32 protein-coding genes and 1 tRNA gene are annotated in these 24,209 nt (G+C 62.9%); 29 read left to right on the top strand and 4 right to left on the bottom strand.

Going from position 1 to position 24,209, the window contains the following annotated elements; all coding sequences use genetic code 11:
- The first annotated feature begins 74 nt into the window (after positions 1-74).
- From ACFQNJ_RS11410 to ACFQNJ_RS11310, 21 genes are all read left to right on the top strand, one after another.
- Positions 75-1,808 (top strand): ABC transporter substrate-binding protein, encoded by a 1,734-nt coding sequence (locus ACFQNJ_RS11410; RefSeq protein ID WP_382257283.1) that lies wholly within the window; start codon positions 75-77, stop codon positions 1,806-1,808.
- Between the two features lie 67 nt (positions 1,809-1,875).
- Entirely contained in the window at positions 1,876-3,450 is a 1,575-nt protein-coding gene (locus ACFQNJ_RS11405) for a glycerol-3-phosphate dehydrogenase/oxidase (protein WP_382257280.1), read from the top strand.
- 198 nt (positions 3,451-3,648) lie between these two features.
- The gene (rplN, locus tag ACFQNJ_RS11400; RefSeq protein WP_009514936.1) at positions 3,649-4,017 is read left to right on the top strand and encodes a 50S ribosomal protein L14; all 369 of its coding nucleotides are present in this window, start codon (positions 3,649-3,651) and stop codon (positions 4,015-4,017) included.
- A gap of 9 nt (positions 4,018-4,026) precedes the next feature.
- Positions 4,027-4,347, top strand: a complete 321-nt coding sequence (rplX, locus tag ACFQNJ_RS11395; protein ID WP_374643254.1) for a 50S ribosomal protein L24 — start codon at positions 4,027-4,029, stop codon at positions 4,345-4,347.
- 2 nt (positions 4,348-4,349) lie between these two features.
- Entirely contained in the window at positions 4,350-4,889 is a 540-nt protein-coding gene (rplE, locus tag ACFQNJ_RS11390) for a 50S ribosomal protein L5 (protein WP_374643256.1), read from the top strand.
- An 8-nt stretch (positions 4,890-4,897) separates the two neighbouring features.
- On the top strand, positions 4,898-5,203 hold the full coding sequence (gene rpsN / locus ACFQNJ_RS11385; protein WP_374643258.1) for a 30S ribosomal protein S14: 306 nt from the start codon (positions 4,898-4,900) through the stop codon (positions 5,201-5,203).
- 18 nt (positions 5,204-5,221) lie between these two features.
- On the top strand, positions 5,222-5,617 hold the full coding sequence (gene rpsH / locus ACFQNJ_RS11380; RefSeq protein WP_382257275.1) for a 30S ribosomal protein S8: 396 nt from the start codon (positions 5,222-5,224) through the stop codon (positions 5,615-5,617).
- 24 nt (positions 5,618-5,641) lie between these two features.
- Positions 5,642-6,175, top strand: coding sequence for a 50S ribosomal protein L6 (gene rplF, locus ACFQNJ_RS11375; protein ID WP_382257273.1), 534 nt, complete (start codon positions 5,642-5,644; stop codon positions 6,173-6,175).
- An 11-nt stretch (positions 6,176-6,186) separates the two neighbouring features.
- The gene (gene rplR, locus ACFQNJ_RS11370; RefSeq protein WP_374643264.1) at positions 6,187-6,552 is read left to right on the top strand and encodes a 50S ribosomal protein L18; all 366 of its coding nucleotides are present in this window, start codon (positions 6,187-6,189) and stop codon (positions 6,550-6,552) included.
- Positions 6,553-6,570: 18 nt separating this feature from the next.
- Positions 6,571-7,089 carry a 30S ribosomal protein S5 gene (gene rpsE, locus ACFQNJ_RS11365; RefSeq protein ID WP_374643266.1) on the top strand — a complete coding sequence of 173 codons (519 nt, stop codon included), beginning with the start codon at positions 6,571-6,573 and terminating at the stop codon, positions 7,087-7,089.
- An 11-nt stretch (positions 7,090-7,100) separates the two neighbouring features.
- Complete coding sequence (gene rpmD / locus ACFQNJ_RS11360) at positions 7,101-7,283, top strand: 50S ribosomal protein L30 (RefSeq protein ID WP_374643268.1); 183 nt, start codon at positions 7,101-7,103, stop codon at positions 7,281-7,283.
- 29 nt (positions 7,284-7,312) lie between these two features.
- Positions 7,313-7,747, top strand: coding sequence for a 50S ribosomal protein L15 (rplO, locus tag ACFQNJ_RS11355; RefSeq protein WP_382257268.1), 435 nt, complete (start codon positions 7,313-7,315; stop codon positions 7,745-7,747).
- Between the two features lie 26 nt (positions 7,748-7,773).
- A complete protein-coding gene (gene secY, locus ACFQNJ_RS11350; protein WP_382257265.1) occupies positions 7,774-9,093 on the top strand; it encodes a preprotein translocase subunit SecY in 1,320 nt (439 codons plus the stop codon).
- A gap of 3 nt (positions 9,094-9,096) precedes the next feature.
- Positions 9,097-9,315, top strand: coding sequence for a translation initiation factor IF-1 (gene infA / locus ACFQNJ_RS11345; RefSeq protein ID WP_043700245.1), 219 nt, complete (start codon positions 9,097-9,099; stop codon positions 9,313-9,315).
- Positions 9,316-9,357: 42 nt separating this feature from the next.
- Positions 9,358-9,471, top strand: coding sequence for a 50S ribosomal protein L36 (rpmJ, locus tag ACFQNJ_RS11340; protein WP_009514917.1), 114 nt, complete (start codon positions 9,358-9,360; stop codon positions 9,469-9,471).
- Positions 9,472-9,491: 20 nt separating this feature from the next.
- Positions 9,492-9,857, top strand: coding sequence for a 30S ribosomal protein S13 (gene rpsM, locus ACFQNJ_RS11335; RefSeq protein WP_374643275.1), 366 nt, complete (start codon positions 9,492-9,494; stop codon positions 9,855-9,857).
- Positions 9,858-9,875: 18 nt separating this feature from the next.
- Entirely contained in the window at positions 9,876-10,277 is a 402-nt protein-coding gene (gene rpsK, locus ACFQNJ_RS11330) for a 30S ribosomal protein S11 (protein ID WP_105746626.1), read from the top strand.
- 180 nt (positions 10,278-10,457) lie between these two features.
- Positions 10,458-11,081: a 30S ribosomal protein S4 gene (gene rpsD, locus ACFQNJ_RS11325; protein ID WP_374643277.1), complete on the top strand. Its 624-nt coding sequence runs from the start codon at positions 10,458-10,460 to the stop codon at positions 11,079-11,081.
- Between the two features lie 91 nt (positions 11,082-11,172).
- Complete coding sequence (locus ACFQNJ_RS11320) at positions 11,173-12,156, top strand: DNA-directed RNA polymerase subunit alpha (RefSeq protein ID WP_382257259.1); 984 nt, start codon at positions 11,173-11,175, stop codon at positions 12,154-12,156.
- Between the two features lie 81 nt (positions 12,157-12,237).
- A complete protein-coding gene (rplQ, locus tag ACFQNJ_RS11315) occupies positions 12,238-12,633 on the top strand; it encodes a 50S ribosomal protein L17 (protein ID WP_374643281.1) in 396 nt (131 codons plus the stop codon).
- Positions 12,634-12,650: 17 nt separating this feature from the next.
- A tRNA-Met gene (locus ACFQNJ_RS11310) sits at positions 12,651-12,727 on the top strand.
- Between the two features lie 228 nt (positions 12,728-12,955).
- Here ACFQNJ_RS11310 and ACFQNJ_RS11305 read toward each other — a convergent pair.
- Both ACFQNJ_RS11305 and ACFQNJ_RS11300 read right to left on the bottom strand, forming a co-directional pair.
- Positions 12,956-14,266 carry a Y-family DNA polymerase gene (locus tag ACFQNJ_RS11305; RefSeq protein ID WP_382257256.1) on the bottom strand — a complete coding sequence of 437 codons (1,311 nt, stop codon included), beginning with the start codon at positions 14,264-14,266 and terminating at the stop codon, positions 12,956-12,958.
- Positions 14,267-14,298: 32 nt separating this feature from the next.
- A complete protein-coding gene (locus ACFQNJ_RS11300) occupies positions 14,299-14,739 on the bottom strand; it encodes a LexA family protein (protein WP_382257253.1) in 441 nt (146 codons plus the stop codon).
- A gap of 93 nt (positions 14,740-14,832) precedes the next feature.
- On the opposite strand from ACFQNJ_RS11300, the gene ACFQNJ_RS11295 reads away from it, so the two are divergent.
- A complete protein-coding gene (locus tag ACFQNJ_RS11295; RefSeq protein ID WP_382257250.1) occupies positions 14,833-15,495 on the top strand; it encodes an SOS response-associated peptidase in 663 nt (220 codons plus the stop codon).
- A gap of 91 nt (positions 15,496-15,586) precedes the next feature.
- Here the strand turns inward: ACFQNJ_RS11295 and ACFQNJ_RS11290 are convergent, their stop codons facing one another.
- The gene (locus ACFQNJ_RS11290; RefSeq protein ID WP_382257247.1) at positions 15,587-16,981 is read right to left on the bottom strand and encodes a heavy metal sensor histidine kinase; all 1,395 of its coding nucleotides are present in this window, start codon (positions 16,979-16,981) and stop codon (positions 15,587-15,589) included.
- Positions 16,981-17,667 (bottom strand): heavy metal response regulator transcription factor, encoded by a 687-nt coding sequence (locus ACFQNJ_RS11285; RefSeq protein WP_105749752.1) that lies wholly within the window; start codon positions 17,665-17,667, stop codon positions 16,981-16,983. The genes ACFQNJ_RS11290 and ACFQNJ_RS11285 overlap by 1 nt, the downstream gene beginning before the upstream one ends.
- A 146-nt stretch (positions 17,668-17,813) precedes the next feature.
- On the opposite strand from ACFQNJ_RS11285, the gene ACFQNJ_RS11280 reads away from it, so the two are divergent.
- The 7 genes from ACFQNJ_RS11280 (at position 17,814) to ACFQNJ_RS11250 (ending at position 24,082) form a co-directional block, all read left to right on the top strand.
- Entirely contained in the window at positions 17,814-18,923 is a 1,110-nt protein-coding gene (locus ACFQNJ_RS11280) for a TolC family protein (protein WP_382257244.1), read from the top strand.
- A gap of 13 nt (positions 18,924-18,936) precedes the next feature.
- The gene (locus tag ACFQNJ_RS11275) at positions 18,937-20,331 is read left to right on the top strand and encodes a multicopper oxidase family protein (protein ID WP_382257241.1); all 1,395 of its coding nucleotides are present in this window, start codon (positions 18,937-18,939) and stop codon (positions 20,329-20,331) included.
- Between the two features lie 70 nt (positions 20,332-20,401).
- A complete protein-coding gene (locus ACFQNJ_RS11270) occupies positions 20,402-20,896 on the top strand; it encodes a cupredoxin domain-containing protein (RefSeq protein WP_382257238.1) in 495 nt (164 codons plus the stop codon).
- A gap of 41 nt (positions 20,897-20,937) precedes the next feature.
- A complete protein-coding gene (locus ACFQNJ_RS11265) occupies positions 20,938-21,276 on the top strand; it encodes a copper-binding protein (RefSeq protein WP_382257235.1) in 339 nt (112 codons plus the stop codon).
- A 116-nt stretch (positions 21,277-21,392) separates the two neighbouring features.
- Complete coding sequence (locus ACFQNJ_RS11260) at positions 21,393-21,779, top strand: c-type cytochrome (protein ID WP_382257232.1); 387 nt, start codon at positions 21,393-21,395, stop codon at positions 21,777-21,779.
- 104 nt (positions 21,780-21,883) lie between these two features.
- A complete protein-coding gene (locus ACFQNJ_RS11255) occupies positions 21,884-22,384 on the top strand; it encodes a hypothetical protein (RefSeq protein ID WP_374522559.1) in 501 nt (166 codons plus the stop codon).
- A gap of 57 nt (positions 22,385-22,441) precedes the next feature.
- Positions 22,442-24,082 carry a multicopper oxidase family protein gene (locus ACFQNJ_RS11250; protein WP_382257229.1) on the top strand — a complete coding sequence of 547 codons (1,641 nt, stop codon included), beginning with the start codon at positions 22,442-22,444 and terminating at the stop codon, positions 24,080-24,082.
- Positions 24,083-24,209: the final 127 nt, after the last annotated feature.

Raw genomic sequence — 24,209 nt, 5'->3', positions numbered from 1 at the left:
GCTGCCCCGGGGCCGTGGTCACCCACCCGCTTGAGGGGCAGCGCCCATTTCAAACCTGAGAGAAGGAGACACCGATGAGACTGCGTTACAACGCCCTCGCGCTGGCCGCCGCCTGCGCCCTGGGGGCCCAGATGGCCTGGGCCAATGAGGCTGCGGCCAAGAAGTGGATCGACAGCGAGTTCCAGCCGTCCACGCTGACCAAGGACCAGCAGCTGTCCGAGATGAAGTGGTTCATTGACGCCGCGAAGAAGCTCCAGGCCAAGGGCGTCAAGGAGATTTCCGTCGTCTCCGAGACCATCACCACCCACGAGTACGAGGCCAAGACCCTGGCCAAGGCCTTCACCGAGATCACCGGGATCACCGTCAAGCACGACCTGATCCAGGAAGGCGACGTGGTCGAGAAGCTGCAGACCTCCATGCAGTCGGGCAAGTCCATCTACGACGGCTGGATCTCCGACTCGGACCTGATCGGTACCCACTACCGCTACGGCAAGGTGCTCAACCTGACCGACTACATGAGCGGTTCGGGCAAGGAGTGGACCAACCCGGGCCTGGACCTGAAGGACTTCATCGGCACCAAGTTCACCACCGCGCCCGACGGAAAGCTCTACCAGCTGCCCGACCAGCAGTTTGCCAACCTGTACTGGTTCCGCGCCGACCTGTTCGAGCGCAAGGACCTCAAGGACAAGTTCAAGGCCAAGTACGGCTACGACCTGGGCGTGCCGCTGAACTGGTCGGCCTACGAGGACATCGCCGAGTTCTTCACCAACGACGTCAAGACCATCGATGGCAAGCCGATCTACGGCCACATGGACTACGGCAAGAAGGACCCGTCGCTGGGCTGGCGCTTCACCGATGCCTGGCTGTCGATGGCCGGTACCGCCGACATCGGCGCGCCCAACGGCCTGCCCATCGACGAATGGGGCATCCGCGTGGCGGCCGACAAGTGCACCCCGGTGGGCGCCTCGGTCGAGCGCGGTGGTGCCACCAACTCGCCGGCCGCTGTCTACGCACTGACCAAGTACGTCGACTGGATGAAGAAGTTCGCGCCCAAGGAAGCCACCGGCATGACCTTCGGCGAGGCCGGACCCGTGCCCGCGCAGGGCCAGATCGCGCAGCAGATCTTCTGGTACACCGCCTTCACGGCGGACATGACCAAGCCCGGCCTGCCCGTGGTGAATGCCGACGGCACGCCCAAGTGGCGCATGGCCCCTGGCCCGAACGGCCCGTACTGGAAGCAGGGCATGCAGAACGGTTACCAGGACGTGGGCTCCTGGACCTTCTTCAAGGACCACGACGCCAACAAGACGGCCGCCGCCTGGCTCTACGCCCAGTTCGTGACCGCCAAGACCACCTCGCTGAAGAAGACCCTGGTCGGACTGACCCCCATCCGCGAGTCCGACATCCAGAGCAAGGCCATGACCGACATGGCGCCCAAGCTCGGTGGTCTGGTCGAGTTCTACCGCAGCCCCGCCCGCGTGGCCTGGTCGCCGACCGGGACCAACGTGCCCGACTACCCCAAGCTGGCCCAGCTGTGGTGGAAGAATGTGGCACAGGCGGTGACGGGCGAGAAGACGCCACAGGCCGCCATGGACACCCTGGCCAAGGAGATGGACGACGTGATGGCTCGCCTGGAGCGCGCAGGCATGGCCCAGTGCCCGCCCAAGCTCAACAAGCGGGAAAGCGCCGACAAGTGGCTCTCCGACAAGTCGGCGCCCTGGAAGAAGCTCGCCAACGAGAAGCCGAAGGGCGAAACCATCAACTACCAGGCACTGCTCGACGCCTGGAAGGCTGGCAAGGTGCGCTGATGCGCGGCCCATGCTGATCTGAAACCCCCGCACACACCCTCGGGTGTGTGCGGTACCCCATCACCCCATGAAACGCGCAGACATCCTTGATACCCTGACCCACCCGAAACCCTTCGATCTGGTGGTCGTGGGGGGCGGAGCCACCGGCCTGGGTGTGGCACTGGATGCGGCGCTGCGCGGTTTCTCCGTCGCCCTGTTCGAGTCAGACGACTTTGCCGGCGGCACTTCGTCACGCTCGACCAAGCTGTTGCATGGTGGCGTGCGCTACCTGGCCCAGGGCAATGTGGCGCTGGTCAGGGAGGCACTGGCCGAGCGCACCACCGTGCTGAACATTGCGCCACACCTGGCGCAGCCATTGCCGTTCGTCATGCCCTCCTATTCCTGGTGGCAGACGCCGTTCTATGGCATCGGACTGACGCTGTACGACCTCATGGCGGGCAAGGCGGGCCTGGGTCGTACCGAGTTTCTGGATCGCGCCAAGACCCTCAAGGCGTTGCCCGGTGTTCGTGGCGATGGTCTTCGAGGTGGCGTCAAGTACTGGGACGGCCAGTTCGATGATGCGCGGCTGGCCCTGGCGCTGGCCCGCAGTGCCGAGGCCGCTGGTGCGCTGATCCTCAATCACGCCAAGGTGGATGCCATCGAGGCGCTGGACGATGCATCCCGCGGCTTTGTCGTCAAAGTGAGTGATCGCTTCTCCGGGAAGGTCATGCATCTCAAGTCCCGGTGCGTGGTCAACGCCACCGGTGTGTGGGTCGATGCCCTTCGGCAGCAGGCCGCTCCCGCTGGCCAGGCCCCGGCCCCCATGGTCAGTCCCAGCCAGGGCGTCCATGTGGTGGTGGACCGGGATTTCATGCCCGGCGATCATGCATTGCTGGTGCCCAAGACCCAGGACGGCCGGGTGCTGTTTGCCGTGCCCTGGCTGGGCAAACTCATTCTCGGCACCACCGACACACCCCGCCAGGACCTGCCACGGGAGCCCGACGCGTTCGCCGAGGAGCTCCGGTTCATCCGGGAGGAGGCTGGCCGAGTCCTTTCCCGCCCGGTGCGGGATGAGGACATCCGCAGCGTGTGGGTGGGTCTGCGTCCGCTGGTGGCTCCCCCGCAAGGGCAGGGCGGCGCCACCAAGGTGATCTCCCGCGAGCACACCATCGTGGTGGACGCCAATAGCCTGGTCACGGTCACCGGCGGCAAGTGGACCACCTACCGGGCGATGGCCGAAGATGTGCTCGAACGCTGTTTTGCCGCCGGTCTGTTGCCCAGACAGGGCGGCCACCAGACGGCCGGGCACCGACTCGTGGGCGCACCCGTCCCGGCATCGGCGCAAGTGCCTTTGCACGCCGCCCCGGGTTTGCATCTATTTGGTGCATTGGCCAGGGAGGTGGCTGCCTGTCCGGGAGCACTGGATGAGTTGGGCATGGGGCTGACCGAGGGCATGGTCCGCTATGCGGTGCGCCATGAGCATGCCTGCACCGTGGAAGATGTGTTGGCCCGCCGTTGGCGCGCGCTGTTCCTGGATGCCCGCCAGGCCGCGGCCCTGGCGCCTGCTGTCGCCCGAATCCTGGCCGAGGAAGGTGCTCCCGACCCCGACCCGGCGGCATTCGTCGCCTTGTGCGACCACTACCTCCCGATCAGCGGTCGTTAAGAACTGCTTGACAGGCCCTCAAGGCTTTGCAACAATAGAGGGCTTCGCTGTCAAAAGGCGAAGATTTCTGCCCACCGAAGCTGGCAGATGTGGCCCCGGCGCCATGCCGGATGCTCCATCAGCATGGCGACGACGGGCCCAAGACTGATCGCTCCTGGCCGTGGTGGCTGGGGGGATTCAAGTTGGGACTTAAATCAAATGATTCAAACGCAATCTCGACTCGATGTTGCTGACAACACGGGTGCGAAGTCCGTGATGTGCATCAAGGTGCTGGGTGGCTCCAAGCGCCGCTACGCCAGCGTGGGCGATGTCATCAAGGTCAGCATCAAGGAAGCAGCACCGCGTGGCCGCGTCAAGAAGGGCGAGGTCTACAACGCTGTGGTGGTTCGCACCGCCAAGGGCATCCGTCGCCAGGATGGCGCCCTCATCAAATTCGACGGCAACGCCGCCGTGTTGCTCAACGCCAAGCTGGAGCCCATCGGCACCCGCATCTTCGGCCCGGTCACGCGTGAACTGCGTACCGAGAAGTTCATGAAGATCGTGTCCCTGGCCCCCGAGGTTCTCTGAGGAATCATCATGAACAAGATTCGTAAAGGCGATGAAGTCATCGTGATCGCCGGCCGCGACAAAGGCAAGCGTGGCAAGGTGGTGCTGCGCGCCACCGAAGACCGCGTGGTCGTCGAGGGCGTCAACATCGTCAAGAAGCACGCCAAGCCCAACCCCATGAAGGGTGTGACCGGTGGCATCGTCGAGAAGACCATGCCCATCCACCAGTCCAACGTGGCCATCTTCAATGCCGCGACCGGCAAGGCAGATCGCGTGGGCGTCAAGGTGCTGGCTGACGGCAAGAAAGTGCGCGTCTACAAATCCAGCGGCGAAGAAATCAAGGTGGCATGACCATGGCACGCTTTCAAGACATCTATCGCGACAAGGTCGCGCCCGAGCTGACCCAGAAGTTCGGTTACAAGTCCCCGATGGAGGTGCCCCGCATCACCAAGATCACCCTGAACATGGGTGTGAGCGAGGCTGTGGCTGACAAGAAGGTCATGGACAACGCCGTGGGTGACCTGACCAAGATTGCTGGTCAGAAGCCGGTCGTGACCAAGGCCAAGAAGGCCATCGCGGGTTTCAAGATCCGCGAGCAGCAGCCCATCGGCTGCATGGTCACCCTGCGTGGCGCCCGCATGTACGAATTCCTGGACCGTTTCGTCACCGTGGCCCTGCCCCGCGTGCGCGACTTCCGTGGTATCTCGGGCAAGGCATTTGACGGCCGTGGCAACTACAACATCGGCGTCAAAGAACAGATCATCTTCCCCGAGATCGAGTACGACAAGGTCGATGCCCTGCGCGGCCTGAACATCAGCATCACGACAACCGCCAAGACCGACGAAGAGTGCAAGGCTCTGCTGGCTGGTTTCCGTTTCCCGTTCAAGAACTGAGGTGGCGCGTGGCTAAACAAGCACTACTCCAACGTGAACTCAAGCGCGAGAAGCTCGCCGCCAAGTTCGCCAAGAAATACGCCGAACTGAAGGCGACCGCCAACGACGCCAAGCAGAGCGACGAAGCCCGCGACGCTGCCCGTCTGGCTCTGCAGAAGCTGCCCCGCAACGCCAACCCGACCCGCCAGCGCAACCGCTGCGAGATCACCGGTCGTCCGCGTGGCACGTTCAACTATTTCGGCCTGGCCCGCGCCAAGGTCCGCGAATTGGCTTTCGCCGGTGAAATCCCCGGCGTGACCAAGGCCAGCTGGTAAGCCCTAGGAGAACCACAAATGAGCATGAGTGATCCTATCGCTGACATGTTGACCCGCATCCGCAACGCGCAGATGGTCGAGAAGGCCACCGTGTCGATGCCGGCTTCCAAGCTGAAGGCTGCCATTGCCCAGGTCCTGAAGGACGAGGGCTACATCGATGGCTTCAAGGTCGTGAACGACGCTGGCAAGAACCAGCTCGAGATCGCCCTGAAGTACTACGCCGGCCGTCCGGTGATCGAGCGCATCGAGCGCGTCAGCAAGCCTGGCCTGCGCATCTATCGCGGCCGCGATGCCCTGCCCCAGGTCATGAACGGTCTGGGTGTGGCCATCGTCACCACTCCCAAGGGTGTGATGACCGATCGCAAGGCGCGCGCCACCGGTGTCGGCGGCGAAGTGCTGTGCTACGTCGCCTGATGCGGGCATTGAGGAGAAACTGAAATGTCACGTATTGGTAAGCTGCCGGTCGTCGTCCCCGCCGGGGTCGAGGTGGCCGTCAAGGAAGACCAGATCAGCGTCAAGGGTGCCCTCGGTGCCCTGACCCTGGCCCAGAACGCCCTGGTCAAGATCGACAACAACAGTGGCTCGCTGTCGTTCACCCCGGTGAACGATTCCCGCGAAGCCAACGCCATGTCCGGCACCATGCGTCAGCTGGTGAACAACATGGTCAACGGCGTCAGCAAGGGCTTCGAGAAGAAGCTGTCTCTGATCGGTGTGGGTTACAAAGCCCAAGCCCAGGGTGCCAAGCTGAACCTGAGCGTCGGTTACTCGCATCCGGTCGAGATCGAGATGCCTGCAGGCATCAAGGTCGAGACCCCGACGCCGACCGAAATCCTCATCAAGGGCGCTGACCGTCAGCGCGTGGGCCAGATCGCTTCCGAAGTGCGCGCCGTGCGCCCGCCCGAGCCTTACAAGGGCAAGGGCATCCGCTATGCGGATGAGAAGGTCGTGATCAAGGAAACCAAGAAGAAATAAGGACCAGGATCATGTTGACCAAGAAAGAGCAACGCCTGCGTCGCGCCCGTCAGACGCGCATCCGCATTGCACAGCAAGGCGCCGTCCGTCTGACCGTGAACCGCACCAACCTGCACATCTACGCCAACGTCATCTCCGGCGACGGCACCCGCGTGCTGGCCTCTGCTTCTACCGCAGAAGCCGAAGTGCGTGCCCAGCTGGGCGCAGCCGGCAAGGGTGGCAACACCGCCGCCGCTGCCCTGATCGGCAAGCGCATTGCTGAGAAGGCCAAGGCCGCTGGCATCGAGAAGGTTGCCTTCGACCGCGCCGGTTTCGCCTATCACGGCCGTGTCAAGGCCCTCGCCGATGCGGCTCGTGAAGCCGGTCTGCAGTTCTGATCAGACGGGATACACAAAATGGCTAAATTTCAGGCAAACGTAAAGAACGAAGGCAACGACGACGGCCTGCGCGAGAAGATGATCGCGATCAACCGTGTGACCAAGGTGGTCAAGGGTGGTCGCATTCTCGGTTTCGCTGCGCTGACCGTGGTCGGTGACGGCGATGGCCGTGTCGGCATGGGCAAGGGCAAGGCCCGCGAAGTGCCGGTGGCCGTTCAGAAGGCCATGGAGCAGGCCCGTCGCAACATGATCAAGGTGTCGCTCAAGGGCGGTTCCATCCATCATGAGGTGCACGGTGAGCACGGCGCCGCCAGCGTGATGATGCTGCCGGCTGCCAAGGGTACTGGCATCATCGCCGGCGGCCCGATGCGCGCCGTCTTCGAAGTGCTGGGCATTACCGACGTCGTCGCCAAGAGCCACGGCTCGAGCAACCCCTACAACCTGGTGCGTGCCACGATGGACGCGCTGAAGAACTCGACCACTCCCTCGGAGATCGCTGCCAAGCGTGGCAAGTCGGTTGAAGAGATCCTGGGTTGATTGGAGCGATCATGACCACCCAAAACACCGTCAAGATCCAGCTGGTTCGCAGCCCCATCGGTTGCAAGCAGTCGCACCGTGACACGGTTCGCGGCCTGGGCCTGCGCAAGCTCAACAGCGTGAGCGAGCTGCAGGACACGCCCGCCGTGCGCGGCATGATCAACAAGATCAGCTACCTGGTCAAGGTGCTGTAAGCACAGCACCTGAAGAGGACTCATAAGTCATGGAACTCAATACCATTCAACCCGCAGCGGGTGCCAAGCACGCCAAGCGCCGCGTTGGTCGCGGTATCGGCTCTGGCCTGGGCAAGACCGCCGGTCGCGGTCACAAGGGTCAGAAGTCCCGCTCTGGTGGTTACCACAAGGTCGGCTTCGAGGGCGGTCAGATGCCCCTGCAGCGCCGTCTGCCCAAGCGCGGCTTCAAGTCTGCCAAGCTTCAGTTCAATGCCGAAGTGACGCTGTCCGATCTGAACGATCTGAACGTCACTGAAGTGGATGTGCTGGTGCTCAAGCAGGCCGGTCTCGTCGGTCAGCTGGCCAAGCGCGTGAAGGTCATCAAGACCGGTGAAATCACGCGTGCCGTCACGCTCAAGGACATCACGGCCACGGCTGGCGCCAAGGCTGCGATCGAGGCTGCCGGCGGCGCTGTCGCCGCCTGATCCCGGGCAAACGACAAAGGCACTCTGTGGCAACCGGATCCACGACTCTGGCCAAGACAGGCAAGTACGGCGACCTGCGTCGCCGTCTGGTCTTCCTGCTGCTGGCGCTCGTCGTCTACCGCATCGGGGCTCACATCCCGGTGCCGGGGATCGACCCGGCCCAGCTCGAGCAGCTCTTCAGGGGGCAGCAGGGCGGCATCCTGAGCCTGTTCAACATGTTCTCGGGTGGCGCTCTCTCGCGCTTCACGGTGTTCGCGCTGGGGATCATGCCGTACATCTCGGCATCGATCATCATGCAGCTGATGACCTACGTGGTTCCGGCCTTCGAACAGCTCAAGAAGGAAGGCGAGGCCGGGCGTCGCAAGATCACCTCCTACACCCGCTACGGCACGCTGGGTCTGGCGATCTTCCAGGCCATGGGCATTGCCCTGGCCCTGGAGGGTCAGGCGGGTCTGGTGGTCGATCCTGGCATGGCGTTCCGCCTGACGGCGGTGGTCAGCCTGGTGGCCGGCACCATGTTCCTGATGTGGCTGGGCGAGCAGATCACCGAGCGTGGGCTGGGCAACGGCATCTCGATCCTGATCTTCGCCGGTATCGCCGCGGGCTTGCCCAGCGCCATCGGCGGTCTTCTGGAACTGGTCCGCACCGGTGCCATGAACATCCTGGCGTCCATCTTCATCATCGCTCTGGTGGTGCTGGTGACCTGGTTTGTGGTCTATGTCGAACGCGGTCAGCGCAAGATTCTGGTGAACTACGCACGCCGTCAGGTGGGCAACAAGGTGTACGGCGGTCAATCGTCGCACCTGCCGCTCAAGCTGAACATGGCTGGCGTGATCCCGCCGATCTTCGCTTCGTCCATCATCCTGCTGCCGACCACCATCGTCAGCTGGGTCAGCACGGGTGACTCCACCCGCTGGCTGAGGGACATCGCTTCGGCCCTGTCGCCGGGGCAGCCGATCTACGTTGCCCTGTACGCGGCCGCCATCGTTTTCTTCTGCTTCTTCTACACGGCCCTCGTGTTCAACAGTCGCGAGACTGCCGACAACCTGAAGAAGAGCGGCGCTTTCATCCCGGGTATCCGCCCAGGTGATCAGACGGCGCGCTACATCGACAAGATCCTGCTGCGCCTGACGATGGCCGGTGCGATCTACATCACCGCAGTCTGTCTGCTGCCCGAGTTCCTGATCCTCAAGTACAACGTCCCCTTCTATTTCGGTGGCACCTCGCTGCTGATCATCGTGGTGGTGACGATGGACTTCATGGCCCAGGTGCAAAATTACATGATGTCTCAGCAGTACGAGTCGCTGCTGAAGAAGGCGAACTTCAAAACATCCCTCGGCGGCTGAGTTATGGCCAAGGACGACGTCATTGAGATGCAGGGTGAGGTGATTGAAAACCTCCCCAATGCCACCTTCAGGGTCAAGCTCGAGAACGGGCATGTGGTCCTGGGGCACATTTCCGGCAAGATGCGTATGCACTACATCCGCATCCTGCCTGGTGACAAGGTCAAAGTGGAGCTCACGCCCTATGACCTGACGCGTGCGCGGATCGTTTTCCGCGCCAAGTGACAGGTCAGCTGTCGTACGAATCTGGAAATTTAGGAGAAGACAATGAGAGTTTCGGCTTCCGTCAAGAAAATGTGCCGCAACTGCAAGATCATCAAGCGTCACGGTGTTGTGCGTGTGATCTGCACTGACCCGCGTCACAAGCAGCGCCAAGGCTGATTGGAATTCAGAGGACCAACATGGCACGTATTGCAGGTATCAACATTCCGCCGCACAAGCACGCCGAGATCGGCCTGACTGCGATCTTTGGCATCGGCCGCACCCGCGCCCGCAAGATCTGCGAGGCCTGCGGCATCGACTACAGCAAGAAGATCAAGGATCTGACCGACGCTGAACTCGAGAAGGTGCGTGACCAGGTCGGCCAGTTCACCATCGAAGGTGACCTGCGTCGCGAAACCACGATGAACATCAAGCGACTGATGGACATCGGCTGCTACCGCGGTTTCCGTCACCGCCGTGGCCTGCCGGTTCGTGGTCAGCGCACCAAGACCAATGCACGCACTCGCAAGGGACCGCGCAAGGCAGCCCAGTCGCTGAAGAAATAATCGGTTTGAAGGATTTCCATGGCTAAGCAACAATCCAGCGCCGCCGCCCGTGTTCGCAAGAAGGTCCGCAAGAACATTGCGGATGGCATTGCCCACGTGCACGCCTCGTTCAACAACACCATCATCACCATCACCGACCGTCAGGGCAACGCTCTGTCGTGGGCGTCTTCCGGTGGTCAGGGCTTCAAGGGCTCGCGCAAGTCGACCCCTTTCGCGGCCCAGGTGGCTTCCGAGGTGGCCGGCCGTGCCGCCATTGAACAGGGCATCAAGAACCTGGACGTCGAGATCAAGGGTCCCGGCCCGGGTCGTGAGTCTTCCGTGCGTGCCCTGGGCGCGCTCGGTATCCGCATCACGTCCATCTCCGATGTGACGCCGGTGCCGCACAACGGTTGCCGTCCGCAGAAGCGTCGCCGTATCTGATGCGTGCGTCCGCTTGCCGGGTTTGACCGGCGCGCGGTACAATTCAAAGCTTTTTTGAGCGCCACCGCAGTCAAGCTGCGGTGGCATTTTTGCTAAGCCCACCGCCGCCGGTCAACGGACGGCTCCCGCGATGGTGTCCAGTTGGGCACCGGTTGCGGCAGATATTTCAAGGAAACCAACGTGGCACGTTACCTCGGCCCCAAGGCCAAACTCTCCCGCCGTGAAGGCACCGACCTGCTGCTCAAGAGCGCCCGCCGTTCGATCAGCGACAAGGCCAAATTCGACTCCAAGCCCGGACAGCATGGCCGCACCTCGGGTCAGCGTACCTCCGACTTCGGCCTGCAACTGCGTGAAAAGCAGAAGGTCAAGCGCATGTACGGCGTCCTCGAGCGCCAGTTCCGCCGCTATTTCGCCGAAGCGGACCGCCGCCGTGGCAACACCGGTGCCAACCTGCTGTTCCTGCTGGAATCGCGCCTGGACAACGTCGTGTTCCGCATGGGTTTTGCTTCCACCCGCGCTGAAGCCCGCCAGATGGTTTCCCACAAGGCCATCACGGTGAACGGCAATGCCGTGAACATCCCCTCGTACTCGGTCAAGGCCGGCGACGTGATCGCCGTGCGCGAGAAGTCCAAGAAGCAGGCCCGCGTGATCGAGGCCCTGGAACTGGCCAAGCAGATCGGCTTCCCCGCCTGGGTGGAAGTGTCTGCTGACAAGGCTGAAGGCGTCTTCAAGAAGACCCCTGATCGCGACGAATTCGGTTCGGACATCAACGAATCGCTGATCGTCGAAATGTACTCGCGTTAATTTCGTTCCCGGTGCGCGCCGGTGGCGCCTCCGGGCCATGCTCCGTCTGCCTTATCGGTGTAACGAGCCGAGGGAACTGAAGGAAGTCTGAATGCTGAACAATCTGCTCAAGCCCAAAACCATCAACGTCGAGCACCTCTCGGCCAACCGTGCCAAGGTTACTCTGGAACCGTTCGAGCGCGGCTACGGCCACACCCTGGGCAACGCGCTGCGTCGCGTGCTGCTCTCGTCGATGGTCGGGCATGCGCCCACCGAGGTGACGATTGCTGGCGTCGTGCACGAGTACTCTTCCATTGACGGCGTCCAGGAGGACGTGGTCAACATGCTGCTGAACCTCAAGGGCGTGGTGTTCAAGCTCCACAACCGTGACGAGGTGACCCTGAGCCTGCGCAAGGATGGCGAAGGGATCGTGACCGCCGCTGACATCCAGACGCCTCACGACGTCGAGATCGTCAACCCCGGCCATGTGATTGCCACGCTGTCGGCGGGTGCCAAGCTGGACATGCAGATCAAGGTGGAAAAGGGTCGCGGCTATGTGCCGGGCAACCTGCGCCGCAACGACGACGCCTCGCGTTCGCTGGGTCGCATCGTGCTCGACGCCTCCTTCTCGCCGGTGCGGCGCGTGAGCTACACGGTCGAAAGCGCCCGTGTGGAGCAGCGCACCGATCTGGACAAGCTGGTCCTCGAAATCGAGACCAACGGCTCCATCGGTCCTGAGGAAGCCGTTCGTGCCTCCGCCAAGATCCTGGTCGAGCAACTCGCGGTGTTTGCGCAACTCGAGGGTGCTGAACTCAACTTCGACGCCGCTCCGCAGCGCAGCTCGCAGCAGTTCGACCCGATCCTGCTGCGCCCGGTCGACGAGCTCGAACTCACGGTGCGTTCGGCCAACTGCCTCAAGGCCGAGAACATCTACTACATCGGTGACCTGATCCAGCGCACCGAGAACGAGCTGCTCAAGACCCCGAACCTGGGTCGCAAGTCGCTCAACGAAATCAAGGAAGTGCTGGCCTCGCGTGGTCTCACGCTCGGCATGAAGCTCGAGAACTGGCCGCCGGCTGGTCTGGACAAGCACTGATCACCAAGACCCCGTCAATCGTCTGACGACCCCTCCCAGTACCTGATCCGGCTGGGAGCAAAACACTGAAAGGAAATTACCATGCGTCACGGACACGGACTGCGCAAACTCAACCGCACCAGCGAGCACCGCCTGGCGATGCTGCGCAACATGATGAACTCGCTGCTGACGCACGAAGTCATCAAGACCACCCTGCCCAAGGCCAAGGAACTGCGCCGTGTGGTCGAGCCCATGATCACCCTGGCCAAGGAGCCGACCGTCGCCAATCGCCGTCTGGCGTTTGACCGCCTGCGCGACCGCGACGTGGTGGTCAAGCTGTTCGACGAACTGGGCCCGCGCTTCAAGGCCCGTCCCGGTGGCTACACCCGCATCCTGAAGATGGGTTTCCGCGTGGGCGACAATGCCCCGATGGCCCTCGTGGAACTGGTCGACCGCGCACCTGAAGCTGCCCCGGCAGCCGACGGCGAAAAAGCATGATATAATTCAAGGCTTGACGCGGAGTGGAGCAGCCTGGTAGCTCGTTGGGCTCATAACCCAAAGGTCGCAAGTTCAAATCTTGCCTCCGCAACCAACAAAATCAAGCACTTAGCTTGTCTTAGAACCCGCCGAAAGGCGGGTTTTTTGTTTCTGTGTCGAGGTTTGTGACGAGGTCTGTGCCGTCACAAGATACCCGTTTTGGTTTGTGACCTTTGGGCAGATGGATACAGGTCGCAGATCCAGTGACCGTTGGGCATCTCTTTTTGCGCTGAAGCTGTGTCGACCCTACCCCGTCACAAGGGTAATGGAGGCCATGACGTTCCTAAGCCCTGACCACCGGCACATCCTCCAGCCGCGTCGTGTACTGCGGCGTGCGCCTCTCCTGCTTCATGCCCCATGCCCGCACCGGTACTGTCTGCCCGGTGGACCCCACATGGACTGTCCCCTTGCCGTAGCGCTGGTTGATCACGTCCATGGCCACCATCAGCCGTGAGCGGTCCCGTGGCATCTCGGCCTCCTGCTCGGGTTCCAGATCCAGCTCCTGCTGCTGGACGCTGGCCGGCTGCAAATCCACGAGGATGACCCCGGCCTTGATGAATCGGTAACCCGCCAGGTACATCCGGCGCATGCCATCGGCTGCTGCGCCTGCGAGCAGGCGGCTGTCATCCGTAGGCCTGCGCAGCGGTACGACCACACTGCGCGAGAGCTGTGGCCCTTGCCGATGCGGTGAGGTGTGCATGAACACCAACAGCTCCCTTGCCAGACTGTTCTGCTTCCTCAGCTTCTCTCCCGCCCGGCTGGCGAACTCGCTGACGGCTTCGATCAGCGACTCCAGTTTGGTCACCGGCTGCCCGAAGGACCGGGTACAGGCGATCTGCTGTTTGGGCTCTGGAGCATCGTCCAGATCCACGCAGGGTTGGCCCTGCAACTCCTTGACCGTCTTCTCCAGCGTCACATTCCAGCCCCGGCGGATGGTGGCCGGGTCCATGCGGACCAGGTCCAGCACGGTCTGGATGCCTTGCTCCTTGAGTTGCTTGCTGATTCGCCTCCCCACACCCCACACGTCGCCCACATCCGTGGCCTGCAGGACGTCATCCAAGTCCTGTGCCGGCAACGCAGCCAGGTTGCACACCTGGGCCAGTTCAGCCGGATAGCTGCCCGGCTTGCGCTCGGCTGTCTTGGCGATGTGGTTCGCCAGCTTGGCCATTGTCTTGGTCGGAGCAATGCCGATGCAGGTCGGGATACCGATCCATTGCAGGATTCGGTCCCTGACCTTGTGCCCCCGGGCAACCAGATCTCCCCGTACGCCGTTCAGCCCGATGAAGCTCTCGTCGATGCTGTAGATCTCCTGGGTCGGTCCCAGACCGGCGGCCAGGCTCATCATCCGGTCGCTCATGTCACCGTACAGGGTGAAGTTGGCCGACAGGGCCACCAGTCCCGCTTGCTGCTCCAGGTGGCGGATCTGGAACCAAGGGGCTCCCATGCAAATGCCGAGGTCTTTGGCTTCGTTAGAACGCGCAATGGCGCAGCCGTCGTTGTTGGACAGCACGATCACCGGCCGGCCGTTCAGACTGGGACGGAAGACCCGCTCGCAGGAGACATAGAAATTGTTGCCATCGACCAGGGCATACATGGCCGCACCTTCATTTCGCAGTTGCCTGGCCTTCAGGTGATGAAGCGCTTGATGCAGGAAGAGACCACGCCCCAGACCTCGATGGTCTGACCATCCTTGGGGATGATGTCCGGAAAGGTCGGGTTGGCGGCCTTGAGGCGAACACGCCCGGCCCTCTGGTGCAGGTACTTGACGGTGTACTCGCCATCCACGACGGCCACCACCACATGGCCGTGGCGGGGCTTGATCGCCCGGTCGATCACCAGCATGTCACCATCATCAATGCCGGCGTCCTGCATCGACGTGCCTGAGACCCGCATCAAGAAGGTGGCCTGGGGGTGAGACACCAGGATCTGGGTCAGATCGAGGCGGTTGACCGTAAAGTCTTCGGCTGGAGAAGGAAACCCGGCCTTGAGGTGGGCCTGAGGCATGGGAAGCACCAGCGGCGTGGCCACCGCTGGCTCAGGCTCTGTGCTGATGCATATACTGTTCATGTATCCAGTATAAATCCCGGACATTCATCCACGGGAATGACCGAGCAAAGCACCGGCCTGATCGCCTGATGCATTCCTGGACACAATCGGGCCATGTGCTCGAACTACGACCCGGTAACCCACCCCGATCGGCTACGGTTGTACTTCGGTGTGGACGCGCCAGCGGGTATCCGTCCTCAGGTCTGGCCCACCTATCTGGCGCCCTTCATCCGGCGCCATCCCCATGCCGATGTGGGTGACGACGCGGTGCCACCCAGGGAGGCCTTGGCCGGGGTATTCGGGATGATCCCGCACTGGGCCGGTGAAATGAGCTTTGGCCGGCGGACCTACAACGCCCGGTCAGAGACCGTGGCCGAGAAGCCAAGCTTCCGGGATGCCTGGCGCCATGGGCAGCATTGCATCGTGCCAGCGGAAGCCGTCTATGAACCCGACTGGCGATCGGGCAAGGCGGTGCCCACCAGGATCGAACGGGCCGATGGCAAGCCCATGGGTATTGCCGGCCTGTGGACCAGCAACCGCAAAGCCACCGGCAGCGAAGTGCTGAGCTTCACCATGCTGACCATCAATGCCGATGAGCACAGCCTGTTCAACCAGTTCCACAAGCCGCAGGATGAGAAGCGGATGGTCGTGATCCTGGGTGAGGATCAATACGACGAGTGGCTGACGGCGCCGGCGGGAAAGTCGATGGACTTCATGCGGCAGTACCCGGCGGAACGCCTCGTAGCGATGGGAGACCCAGGCCGCGGTCGTGGTTGACTATGGCAAGACTGCTCAAGGCTGGGTACGGTCACCCGAACTTGCCAACTGAAAGGTCGCGATCGACGTAACCGGTCATCCCAAGCACCAGTCAATCTGCAACTGAGCCGGGAAAGACGAGGCAGAAGGTGGTGATGCCGTTGCTGGAACTGGCTGTCACGGAGCCGCCATGGGCGGCCATGATCGCCTGGGTGATCGACAGGCCCAGGCCAGCGCCATCGGAGTCCGGGTGGCTGCGCGACTTGTCCACCCGGAAGAAGCGGTCGAACAGCCGAGGCAGAACCTCAGGGGAAATGGTGGGCCCCGTGTTGGTGAGACACAGGGTGGTGGTGGTGCCTTGCTTTTCGATCGTCACCGTCACGTCGGCATCGTCAGGCGAGTGCCGCAAGGCGTTGGACAGCAGGTTGCCAATGGCGCGCCGAACCATCAGGCGGTCACCCATGATCACCGCCTGCCCAGCAAGCGAAAGACGAATGCGTTTCTCGTCGGCCACCGCGTCATAGAAGTCGAACAGCGCCCGCGTTTCCTGCTCCAGTGCGATCGCCTCCGGGTTGGGCAGTTCGATGCCGTGTTCCGTCTTGGCCAGAAACAGCATGTCAGACACCATGCGGGCCAGTCGCTGGAACTCTTCGGCGTTGGACGCGAGGATGTCCTGGTAGGCGCTCGCATCCCGTTTCTGGGTCAGTGACACCTGTGTCTGGGTCAGCAGGTTGTTGATGGGGGTGCGCAGCTCGTGCGCCAGGTCGCTGGAGAATTCCTGCAGCCGCGCAAAGTCGGACTGCAGGCGTTCGAGCATGGTGTTCAGGCTCTGCGCCAGGTCGGCGAACTCCGCCGGCACCGCGTCCACGGGCATGCGCTGGTCCAGCTTGTGGGCCGTGACCGTCATGGCGCGCTCTTTCATGATTCGAAGCGGCGCCAGGCCCCGGCGGGCGGCCCACCAGCCCAGCAAGCCGCTGGCCAGGATGGCGCCGATCAGGTAGAGCGCCAGCGTCTGCCTGAGCGACTGCATGAAATGGGTGTGGTGCGCCGTGTCCAGCGCGATCAGCAGTTCAAGCGGTTGGCCGTCCGCGGCCTGACCCGTCCATGTGGAGGGCGGACGGATGGCCGCCCTCAGACCGCGCAGCGTGTGATCGCCGGCCGTCCAGTCAAAGGCCTGTTCATCTGTACCGATGGACGGTGGCAGGCGGGAGAACACCGAACCCGCTTCGCCATAGACCTGACCGGCGCTGTTGTGCAGCTCGATGAACAAGCCGTGGTGACTGGTCAGCAGCTCATCCAGCCGGGATGCCAGCATCTCCGATGACGAGGCCTCGCCGACGATGGTCTGCACCAGTTCGATCTTGTCCTTCAGGAAATCCCGGTCGAGTTCGACAAAGTGCCGACCCACCGCGATCGAGACCAGCAGGCCCAGTCCGACGAGCACGCAGGCCGAGACCAGGGTGTACAGCGCGGTCAGGCGCGCCGTCAGCGACAGCCGGCCGAGCATCAGTGGGCGTCCTCGGGTGCTTCGAGCACGTAGCCCATGCCGCGCACGGTCTGGATCAGGCGCGGTTCGAATCCATCGTCCACCTTGGCCCGCAAACGCCGCATGGCCACCTCGATCACATTGGTGTCGCTGTCGAAATTCACATCCCACACCTGGGATGCGATCAGGGAACGCGGCAGCACCTCGCCGTGGCGGCGCATCAGCAATTCCAGCAGGCCGAATTCCTTGGCCGTCAGATCGATGCGTTTGCCGGATCGGGTCACGCGACGGCGCAGCAGGTCGAGCTCCAGATCGGCCACTTTCATCGAGGTGGCTTCCAGACCTGAGCGGCCTCGCCGCAGGATCGTCCGGACCCTGGCCAGCAGCTCGGCAAACGAAAACGGCTTGACCAGGTAGTCGTCGGCCCCCAGCTCAAGTCCCTTGACGCGGTCTTCGACCTGATCGCGCGCTGTGAGGAACAGCACGGGCATCTGTCGCCCCTGGCTGCGCAGGTTCTTGAGCACCTGCCACCCGTCCATGCCCGGCAACATGACGTCCAGGATCACCAGATCGTGATCCCCTTCCAGGCCGTGGTGAAGTCCGTCTACGCCGTTGGTGACGAGGTCCACGGCAAAGCCCGCCTCGCGCAGGCCTTGCCTGAGGTAGTCACCCGCTTTGGGTTCGTCTTCCACGATCAGAATTTTCACGTTCACGTTCTCCTGACCTCGAGTTTGCCCGTATCGAGGCGGGCGCGACAAAAGCTGACATTTTTGTAATCTGACCGACAGGGAAGTGACGAACTCGCCTCGCCAGAATCCGCACCACTTGATCCACATCAAAAGGAGCGATTGCAGTGAAACCTTTGTTCAGTTATCGAGCCACAAGCCAGCTGCTGGTGGCAGGCCTGTTGGTCGTCCCATTCGCGCTGGCTGCGCAGACGGCCAGCCCGACGCAGGAGGCCGACTGGCGCCGTGCCAATGACGCGGTGGGAGCGTTCAAGCGCGGCCATGCCGATGTGCTCAAGTGGGAGCAGTCCAACACCAGTGCTTCCACCACGACCCCAGGTATTTCCTCGGGTATGGCCATCCCCACCGCAGAGGCGGCGGTTCGCATGGCTTGGACGGTCCATCGCGAACTGGCTCGCCCTCTGTCGAAACTGGGTCCCCAGAATGAACAGCTGATTGCGCAAGGCCGCTGGACGGAACTCGATCCCAGCCTGCAGCGCCGCGTCGAGGATGCGGGCGAGGTGCTGGAGGTGGCTGCGGCGGGGCGCAAAGCCTGGATTGACGCTGTGGCCGCCCAGCAGGTCCTGAAGCACCAGCGCGACATGCTGGAGGCGGCTCAGGCTGCCTACGAACTGGGGCAGCGCATGGTGACGGTGGGCAACTGGAGCAAGCTGCAACTGTCTCCCGTACAACTGGCTGCCTCCAACGCACGCATGAATCTGAGGCGAGCGCAGCAAGCCGCCGCCCAGGCGCAGGCCAATCTGGTCAAGACGATGGGGCAAACGGGTCTTCAGGATGGCTTTGTGTTGCCAGACCAGTTGCCTGCCATCCCGGCGCAACCCATGGCGGCAGCGGACCTGCAAAAGCGCGGTGATGCTGTTCGCAACCAGTTGCCAGATGCAGAAAGCCTGCGTAACCGTGCGCTATCGAAGTCAGCCATGAACGTCTATTGGGCCGCCCACGCCTTGGCGCAGGACAGCCAGGGCGACATCCTGAAGACCCGTGAGTTCATCACCGAAGAGACTGTGCTGCACTACAACGGCATGCTCAAGAGCGTCTGGGACCTGCTGGACGAGGTGCGCAACCAGTCTCAGGCCACGGTGGATGCAATCGGTGCACAGCGCGACTTCTGGCTGGCCGAGGCCGATCTGCAGTGGGTCTTGCAGGGCGGAGAGCCCGAAAGTTTTGTGAATCTTGGCGGCGCCGGTGGCGAGGCTCCGGCAGCAGCAGCGCATTGAAAGGACACACCACATGACCAACACCCCTACCAACTCCAGACGACAGTTCTTCGCCGGCGCCGCTGCCTCCGTGGCCGGCCTGGCCGTGGCCCGCTCTGCTTTGGCTGGCTTGCCCGAGCCGGTCATCCAGACTTCGGTCGACACCGCGCCGCCGCTGGTGCCACAGACTGGCCGACCCTACAACCCGGTGGTCACGCTCAACGGCTGGACGCTGCCCTGGCGTATGAACAAAGGCGTCAAGGAATTCCACCTGGTGGCCGAGCCCGTGGTGCGCGAGGTCTCGCCGGGCTTCAAGGTCAACATGTGGGGCTACAACGGTCAGAGCCCAGGCCCGACCATCGAGGTGGTGGAGGGCGACCGCGTGCGCATCTTCGTGACCAACAAGCTGCCCGAGCACACCACCATCCACTGGCACGGCCAGCGCCTGCCCAGCGGCATGGACGGCGTGGGCGGGTTGAATCAGCGCGCCATTCCAGTGGGCAAGACTTATGTCTACGAGTTCGAGGCTCGGCGCCCTGGCACCTTCATGTACCACCCGCACGCCGACGAGATGGTGCAGATGGCCATGGGCATGATGGGCATGTGGGTGACCCACCCCAAGGCCAAACACCCGCACATCAGCGAGGTGGACCGCGATTTCTGCTTCCTGCTCAACGCCTTTGACGTGGAGCCCGGCAGCAAGACACCCAAGGTCAACACCATGACCGACTTCAACATCTGGTGCTGGAACAGCCGGGTTTTCCCGGCCATCGACACGCTCAACGTGCGCCTGAACGACCGCGTGCGTATCCGGGTGGGCAACCTCACCATGACCAACCACCCGATCCACCTGCACGGCCACGAGTTCCTGGTCACAGGCACCGACGGCGGACCGACCCCACCCAGCACCCGCTGGTACGAAGTCACCACCGACGTGGCCGTGGGGCAGATGCGCCAGATCGAGCTGATCGCCGACGAAGAAGGCGACTGGGCCATGCACTGCCACAAGAGCCACCACACCATGAACGCCATGGGCCACGATGTGCCGACCATCATCGGCGTGGACCACCGGGGTCTGGTCAAGAAGATCCAGAAGGTCGCGCCCGACTACATGCTCATGGGTGAACGCGGCATGGCCGACATGGGCGAAATGCAGATGCCGATTCCCGACAACACAGCGCCCATGATGACCGGCACCGGCCAGTTCGGCCCGCTGGAAATGGGCGGCATGTTCACGGTCTTCAAGGTGCGCAAGGACCAGAAGCCAGGTGACTACAAAGACCCGGGGCCGTACAAGTTCCCGGAGGGCACCGTGGCCTACGAATGGAACGGCGCACTTCCCCCAACGCCGCGCCCCGCGGCCAGCGCTGACACGACACCGGCTGCCGCCACCGCGATCAAACCCACCGCCAAGGGCATGTCCCACTGAAATGGGCCTTTGCATGCCTCACCACTGTTTTTCCTCAACCGTTTCCCCAACCAAAACCCCAAGGACAACCATGATATCCCTCAAGTTCAACTTCGCTTCTCGCGCTGGCTTTGTTTTCGCTGCTGCAGCATTGGCCGCATCGGCTGCTTTCGCTGGTGGCACCCACGGCGGTGGCCACCACGAAGAGTCTCCTATCGGCGAACCGGGCGTTGCAGCCAAGGTCACGCGCACGATCGAGGTGGACGCTGCAGACAGCATGCGCTTCACACCGTCGAACGTGTCGGTGAAGAAGGGTGAGACCATCCGTTTTGTCATCAAGAACTCCGGCAAGGTGCCGCACGAGTTCAGCCTCGGCACGGAAAAGGAACTCAAGGAGCACTACGAAGTCATGAAGAAGTTCCCGACCATGGAGCACGAAGAACCCAACAAGATCTCGCTCAAGCCTGGCAAACAGGGTGAAGTGATCTGGCGCTTCACCAAGCCCGGCGTGGTGAACTTCGCCTGTCTGCATGTGGGCCACTACGAGGCCGGCATGAAAGGCCAGGTCAATGTGGCGGCCAATTGAGCTTTTTTCTCGCGATCTCAACTCAACGAAAGGACTTTACGATGAAGCTGCGAGCAATTTTGAGTGCGGGCGCACTGGCCTTCACCGCCTTCGCCATCAACCCCGTGTTTGCCCAGATGAACATGGACCACGCCAAGATGGGCTTGGCTGCAGCTCCCGGCATGACCGACGGTGAGGTGCGCAAGATCGACAAGGACGCCGGCAAGATCACCATCAAGCACGGTGACATCAAGCACATGGACATGCCCGGCATGACCATGGTCTTCGTAGCCAAGGACAAGGCCTTGCTGGACAAGACCAGCGTCGGCGCCAGGATCCAGTTCATGGCAACGAACGAGAACGGTCAGATGACGGTGACCGACATCCAGCCAGCGAAGTGATTCTTCAGCGCACAGGTTTCCTCCGTTCAGCTGCGGTCGTTCTGGCACTCGCCGGGGCTTCCGCAGCCTTTTTCTGGTGGCAATCTGCGGACCTCTTCCGGCCAGTTCCTGTCGGGATGCTTCGCACGGATGACGCTGCGATGCTCAAACAGGGGGCGCTGATTTATCAGACCCGCTGTGCAAGCTGCCACGGTGTCCATCTGGAGGGGCAAGCCAACTGGCGCGAAAGAGGCGCCGATGGGCGAATGCCTGCACCTCCCCACGATTCAAGCGGCCACACCTGGCACCACCCGGACGATGTGCTGATTCGCATCACCAAGGAAGGGGTGGCGAAGGCCGTCGGCTTGCCCGACTACGCCACCAACATGCCCGCCTTTGGCGATTCGCTCAGCGATGCCGACATCGTGGCCGTGCTGTCCTGGATCAAGTCGCAATGGGCGCCAGAGACCCGACGCCACCACGACGACATCAACCGGCAGGCCCAGCAGCAGTCGCCGCGCTGAACCTGACTTTTTTGTCATCTCCGGGTCATCTTGCCGACCCGGGTCGATCCCTACAGTGACCCCATGGCATTTCGCCATGCGTTCTGTCACGAAAGGAAATCGTCATGTCCGCCTTGATCCGAGCCCTACTGTCCGTGGCTGTCGCCGGTGCGGCGTTCTCCGCCGCAGCGCAGCAAACCGCCGACCACACCCAGCACCACCCGTCCACCCCGGCGGCCAGCACCGCGACCCAGCCGGCCACACCCCAGGCAGGCATGCCCATGGGCATGTCGTCGATGCCGCAGATGCAGCAGCACATGCAAGAGCACATGGCCACGATGCAGTCGCTGCGCGCCAAGATGGCGGCCGCCAAGACACCGGCCGAACGCGAGGCCCTGATGGCCGAGCACATGAAGGCCATGCAAGAAGGCATGGACATGATGAAAGGCATGAAGCCCATGGGCGGCATGGCCGGCATGCAGGGGATGGGTACCCCGGGAGTGGCCACGCCAGACCTGACCCAGCGCCATCAAATGATGGAGATGCGCATGGACATGATGCAGAACATGATGGAAATGATGATGCAGCGCATGCCGCCGTCGCCCGCCAAACCCGGCGCCCAGTGAGCGCGCCGACGTTCTGACGCTGTTCTTGTTTTCGTATCCAGTTCAGGAGATTGTGTGATGTCGATGTTTTCACGGCGACAGTTTCTGGGCAGCATGGGCGCAATGGGGGCCGCAGCCGCCTACCCGGGTGCCTGGGCCGCCTCAGCCACGCCGTCAGGCCTTTCTACCGACGAGGTCCTGCGCCTTGAAGCGCAGGCGACGGGCTTTTTCAACCCCTTGCGCCTGCCGGGCACCAGTGGCCTCTTCGGGGTGCTGCCCGTGACGGACTTCAAGGAAGTCCATGTGGTCCGCAGCGAGATCGAGGTGCTGCCGGGGCAGCGCACCCCCGTCCTGGCCTATGCCGTGGAGTCGGGCGGCAAGAAATTCCTCAACCCGGCGCTGCTGGCCCGACAGGGCGATCAGATGCGGGTCAAGCTGATCAACCGCATCGATCAGCCCACCGTCATCCACTGGCACGGCCTGAGCGTGGATTCGCGCAACGACGGCAACGGGCTCCACGTGGTGGCGCCGGGCCAGCAGATGGACTACGCCTTCACCGTGCAGGACCGGTCCTCGATGTACTGGTACCACCCCCATGCGCACGGCTTCATTCCCCGGCAGGCCTACCACGGGTTGGCCAGCTTGCTCTTCGTCGAAGACGAAGACGAAGCCACCCTGCGCAAGGAACTGGCACTGGCTCTGGGTGAATCCGAGATCCCGCTGGTGCTGCAGGACAAGGAATTCGATGCACAGGGACGCCTCCAGTACGCGCCCAGCGCCGCCCAGTCTTTTGGTGGCTGGGTGGGCAGCAGGATGATGGTCAACCTGACCGAGCGTCCGGTGCTCAAGGCGGGTCGCCGCATCGTGCGTTTCCGGCTGCTCAACGGGAGCAACGCGCGCAGCTACCGGCTGGCGTTCCTGCAACAAGGCCGGGCCCTGGGCTTCTACCTGGCGGGCTCGGACGGGGGATTGCTGGCCCAGCCCGTGCGTATCGATCAGACCTTCCTTTCGCCCGGTCAGCGGCTGGATGTGCTGGTGGATTTCCGGGAAGCCGAAGGCGGTCGGCCGGTGACCCTGGCCTCGCTGCCCTTCGATCCGATGCACCAGGAGGGTGGACACGATATGGCTGCGATGGACCACAGCCAGCACGGCGCGGCCCTCGGTGCCGCCGCGCCCGCCGCCATGGCGATGGAAGGCGACGCGCGGGCGCTGATGCGTATCGACCTGACGGCAACCGAAGCGCTCTATGACCGGCGCATGCCGACCCGGCTGTCCAGCCTAGCCGCACCAGTGGAACTGGCGGGCACCCCGCGCCGCATGCAACTGGGCCACGACGGCAAAGGCCACTGGACGATCAACGGTGGCGTGTTCGACCACGCTGCCGTGCCGCTGACAGTGCAGCGTGGTGCGCGTGAGACCTGGCTGATCGAGAACGCCGAACGCAGCATGCCGCACCCCATGCACTTGCACGGCTTCTCGTTCCGGGTGCTCGAACGCCTGGGCAGCCCGGACCAGATCCGTCCCCTGGCAGGGGCACGCGGTCTGCTGCCGCAGGACCTGGGCGTAGTGGACACGCTGCAGGTCTGGCCGGGCGAGTCGGTCAAGATCGCCATCGACTTCTCGCACCCGCACACCGGCGACCAGGACTACGTCTTTCACTGCCACACGCTGGAACATGCCGAGGCGGGAATGATGATGCGGTACGCAGTCAAAGCCTAGGGAAGGTCTGCATAACCCTGCCGCCACCCGCGTGATGTGAGACATTGCCGACATGAAGCAAATGAGCCTGGGCGAGAGCGGATACGAGCGCAAGACCAAGCGCACGCGCAAGCGCGAGTTCCTCGAC

This window comes from Hydrogenophaga bisanensis (genome assembly GCF_042665135.1).
GTDB lineage: Bacteria > Pseudomonadota > Gammaproteobacteria > Burkholderiales > Burkholderiaceae_C > Hydrogenophaga > Hydrogenophaga bisanensis.
Note: the sequence above shows the minus strand (reverse complement) of the source record. Positions and strands in the feature narration are given on the sequence as shown.

Coding starts and splice junctions, on each gene's coding strand:
- ACFQNJ_RS11410 (WP_382257283.1), top strand. CDS start 75: ATGAGACTGCGTTACAACGCCCTCGCGCTGGCCGCCGCCTGCGCCCTG.
- ACFQNJ_RS11405 (WP_382257280.1), top strand. CDS start 1,876: ATGAAACGCGCAGACATCCTTGATACCCTGACCCACCCGAAACCCTTC.
- rplN (WP_009514936.1), top strand. CDS start 3,649: ATGATTCAAACGCAATCTCGACTCGATGTTGCTGACAACACGGGTGCG.
- rplX (WP_374643254.1), top strand. CDS start 4,027: ATGAACAAGATTCGTAAAGGCGATGAAGTCATCGTGATCGCCGGCCGC.
- rplE (WP_374643256.1), top strand. CDS start 4,350: ATGGCACGCTTTCAAGACATCTATCGCGACAAGGTCGCGCCCGAGCTG.
- rpsH (WP_382257275.1), top strand. CDS start 5,222: ATGAGCATGAGTGATCCTATCGCTGACATGTTGACCCGCATCCGCAAC.
- rplF (WP_382257273.1), top strand. CDS start 5,642: ATGTCACGTATTGGTAAGCTGCCGGTCGTCGTCCCCGCCGGGGTCGAG.
- rplR (WP_374643264.1), top strand. CDS start 6,187: ATGTTGACCAAGAAAGAGCAACGCCTGCGTCGCGCCCGTCAGACGCGC.
- rpsE (WP_374643266.1), top strand. CDS start 6,571: ATGGCTAAATTTCAGGCAAACGTAAAGAACGAAGGCAACGACGACGGC.
- rpmD (WP_374643268.1), top strand. CDS start 7,101: ATGACCACCCAAAACACCGTCAAGATCCAGCTGGTTCGCAGCCCCATC.
- rplO (WP_382257268.1), top strand. CDS start 7,313: ATGGAACTCAATACCATTCAACCCGCAGCGGGTGCCAAGCACGCCAAG.
- infA (WP_043700245.1), top strand. CDS start 9,097: ATGGCCAAGGACGACGTCATTGAGATGCAGGGTGAGGTGATTGAAAAC.
- rpmJ (WP_009514917.1), top strand. CDS start 9,358: ATGAGAGTTTCGGCTTCCGTCAAGAAAATGTGCCGCAACTGCAAGATC.
- rpsM (WP_374643275.1), top strand. CDS start 9,492: ATGGCACGTATTGCAGGTATCAACATTCCGCCGCACAAGCACGCCGAG.
- rpsK (WP_105746626.1), top strand. CDS start 9,876: ATGGCTAAGCAACAATCCAGCGCCGCCGCCCGTGTTCGCAAGAAGGTC.
- ACFQNJ_RS11320 (WP_382257259.1), top strand. CDS start 11,173: ATGCTGAACAATCTGCTCAAGCCCAAAACCATCAACGTCGAGCACCTC.
- rplQ (WP_374643281.1), top strand. CDS start 12,238: ATGCGTCACGGACACGGACTGCGCAAACTCAACCGCACCAGCGAGCAC.
- ACFQNJ_RS11305 (WP_382257256.1), bottom strand. CDS start 14,266: ATGTATGCCCTGGTCGATGGCAACAATTTCTATGTCTCCTGCGAGCGG.
- ACFQNJ_RS11300 (WP_382257253.1), bottom strand. CDS start 14,739: ATGAACAGTATATGCATCAGCACAGAGCCTGAGCCAGCGGTGGCCACG.
- ACFQNJ_RS11295 (WP_382257250.1), top strand. CDS start 14,833: ATGTGCTCGAACTACGACCCGGTAACCCACCCCGATCGGCTACGGTTG.
- ACFQNJ_RS11290 (WP_382257247.1), bottom strand. CDS start 16,981: ATGCTCGGCCGGCTGTCGCTGACGGCGCGCCTGACCGCGCTGTACACC.
- ACFQNJ_RS11275 (WP_382257241.1), top strand. CDS start 18,937: ATGACCAACACCCCTACCAACTCCAGACGACAGTTCTTCGCCGGCGCC.
- ACFQNJ_RS11270 (WP_382257238.1), top strand. CDS start 20,402: ATGATATCCCTCAAGTTCAACTTCGCTTCTCGCGCTGGCTTTGTTTTC.
- ACFQNJ_RS11265 (WP_382257235.1), top strand. CDS start 20,938: ATGAAGCTGCGAGCAATTTTGAGTGCGGGCGCACTGGCCTTCACCGCC.
- ACFQNJ_RS11260 (WP_382257232.1), top strand. CDS start 21,393: ATGCTTCGCACGGATGACGCTGCGATGCTCAAACAGGGGGCGCTGATT.
- ACFQNJ_RS11255 (WP_374522559.1), top strand. CDS start 21,884: ATGTCCGCCTTGATCCGAGCCCTACTGTCCGTGGCTGTCGCCGGTGCG.
- ACFQNJ_RS11250 (WP_382257229.1), top strand. CDS start 22,442: ATGTCGATGTTTTCACGGCGACAGTTTCTGGGCAGCATGGGCGCAATG.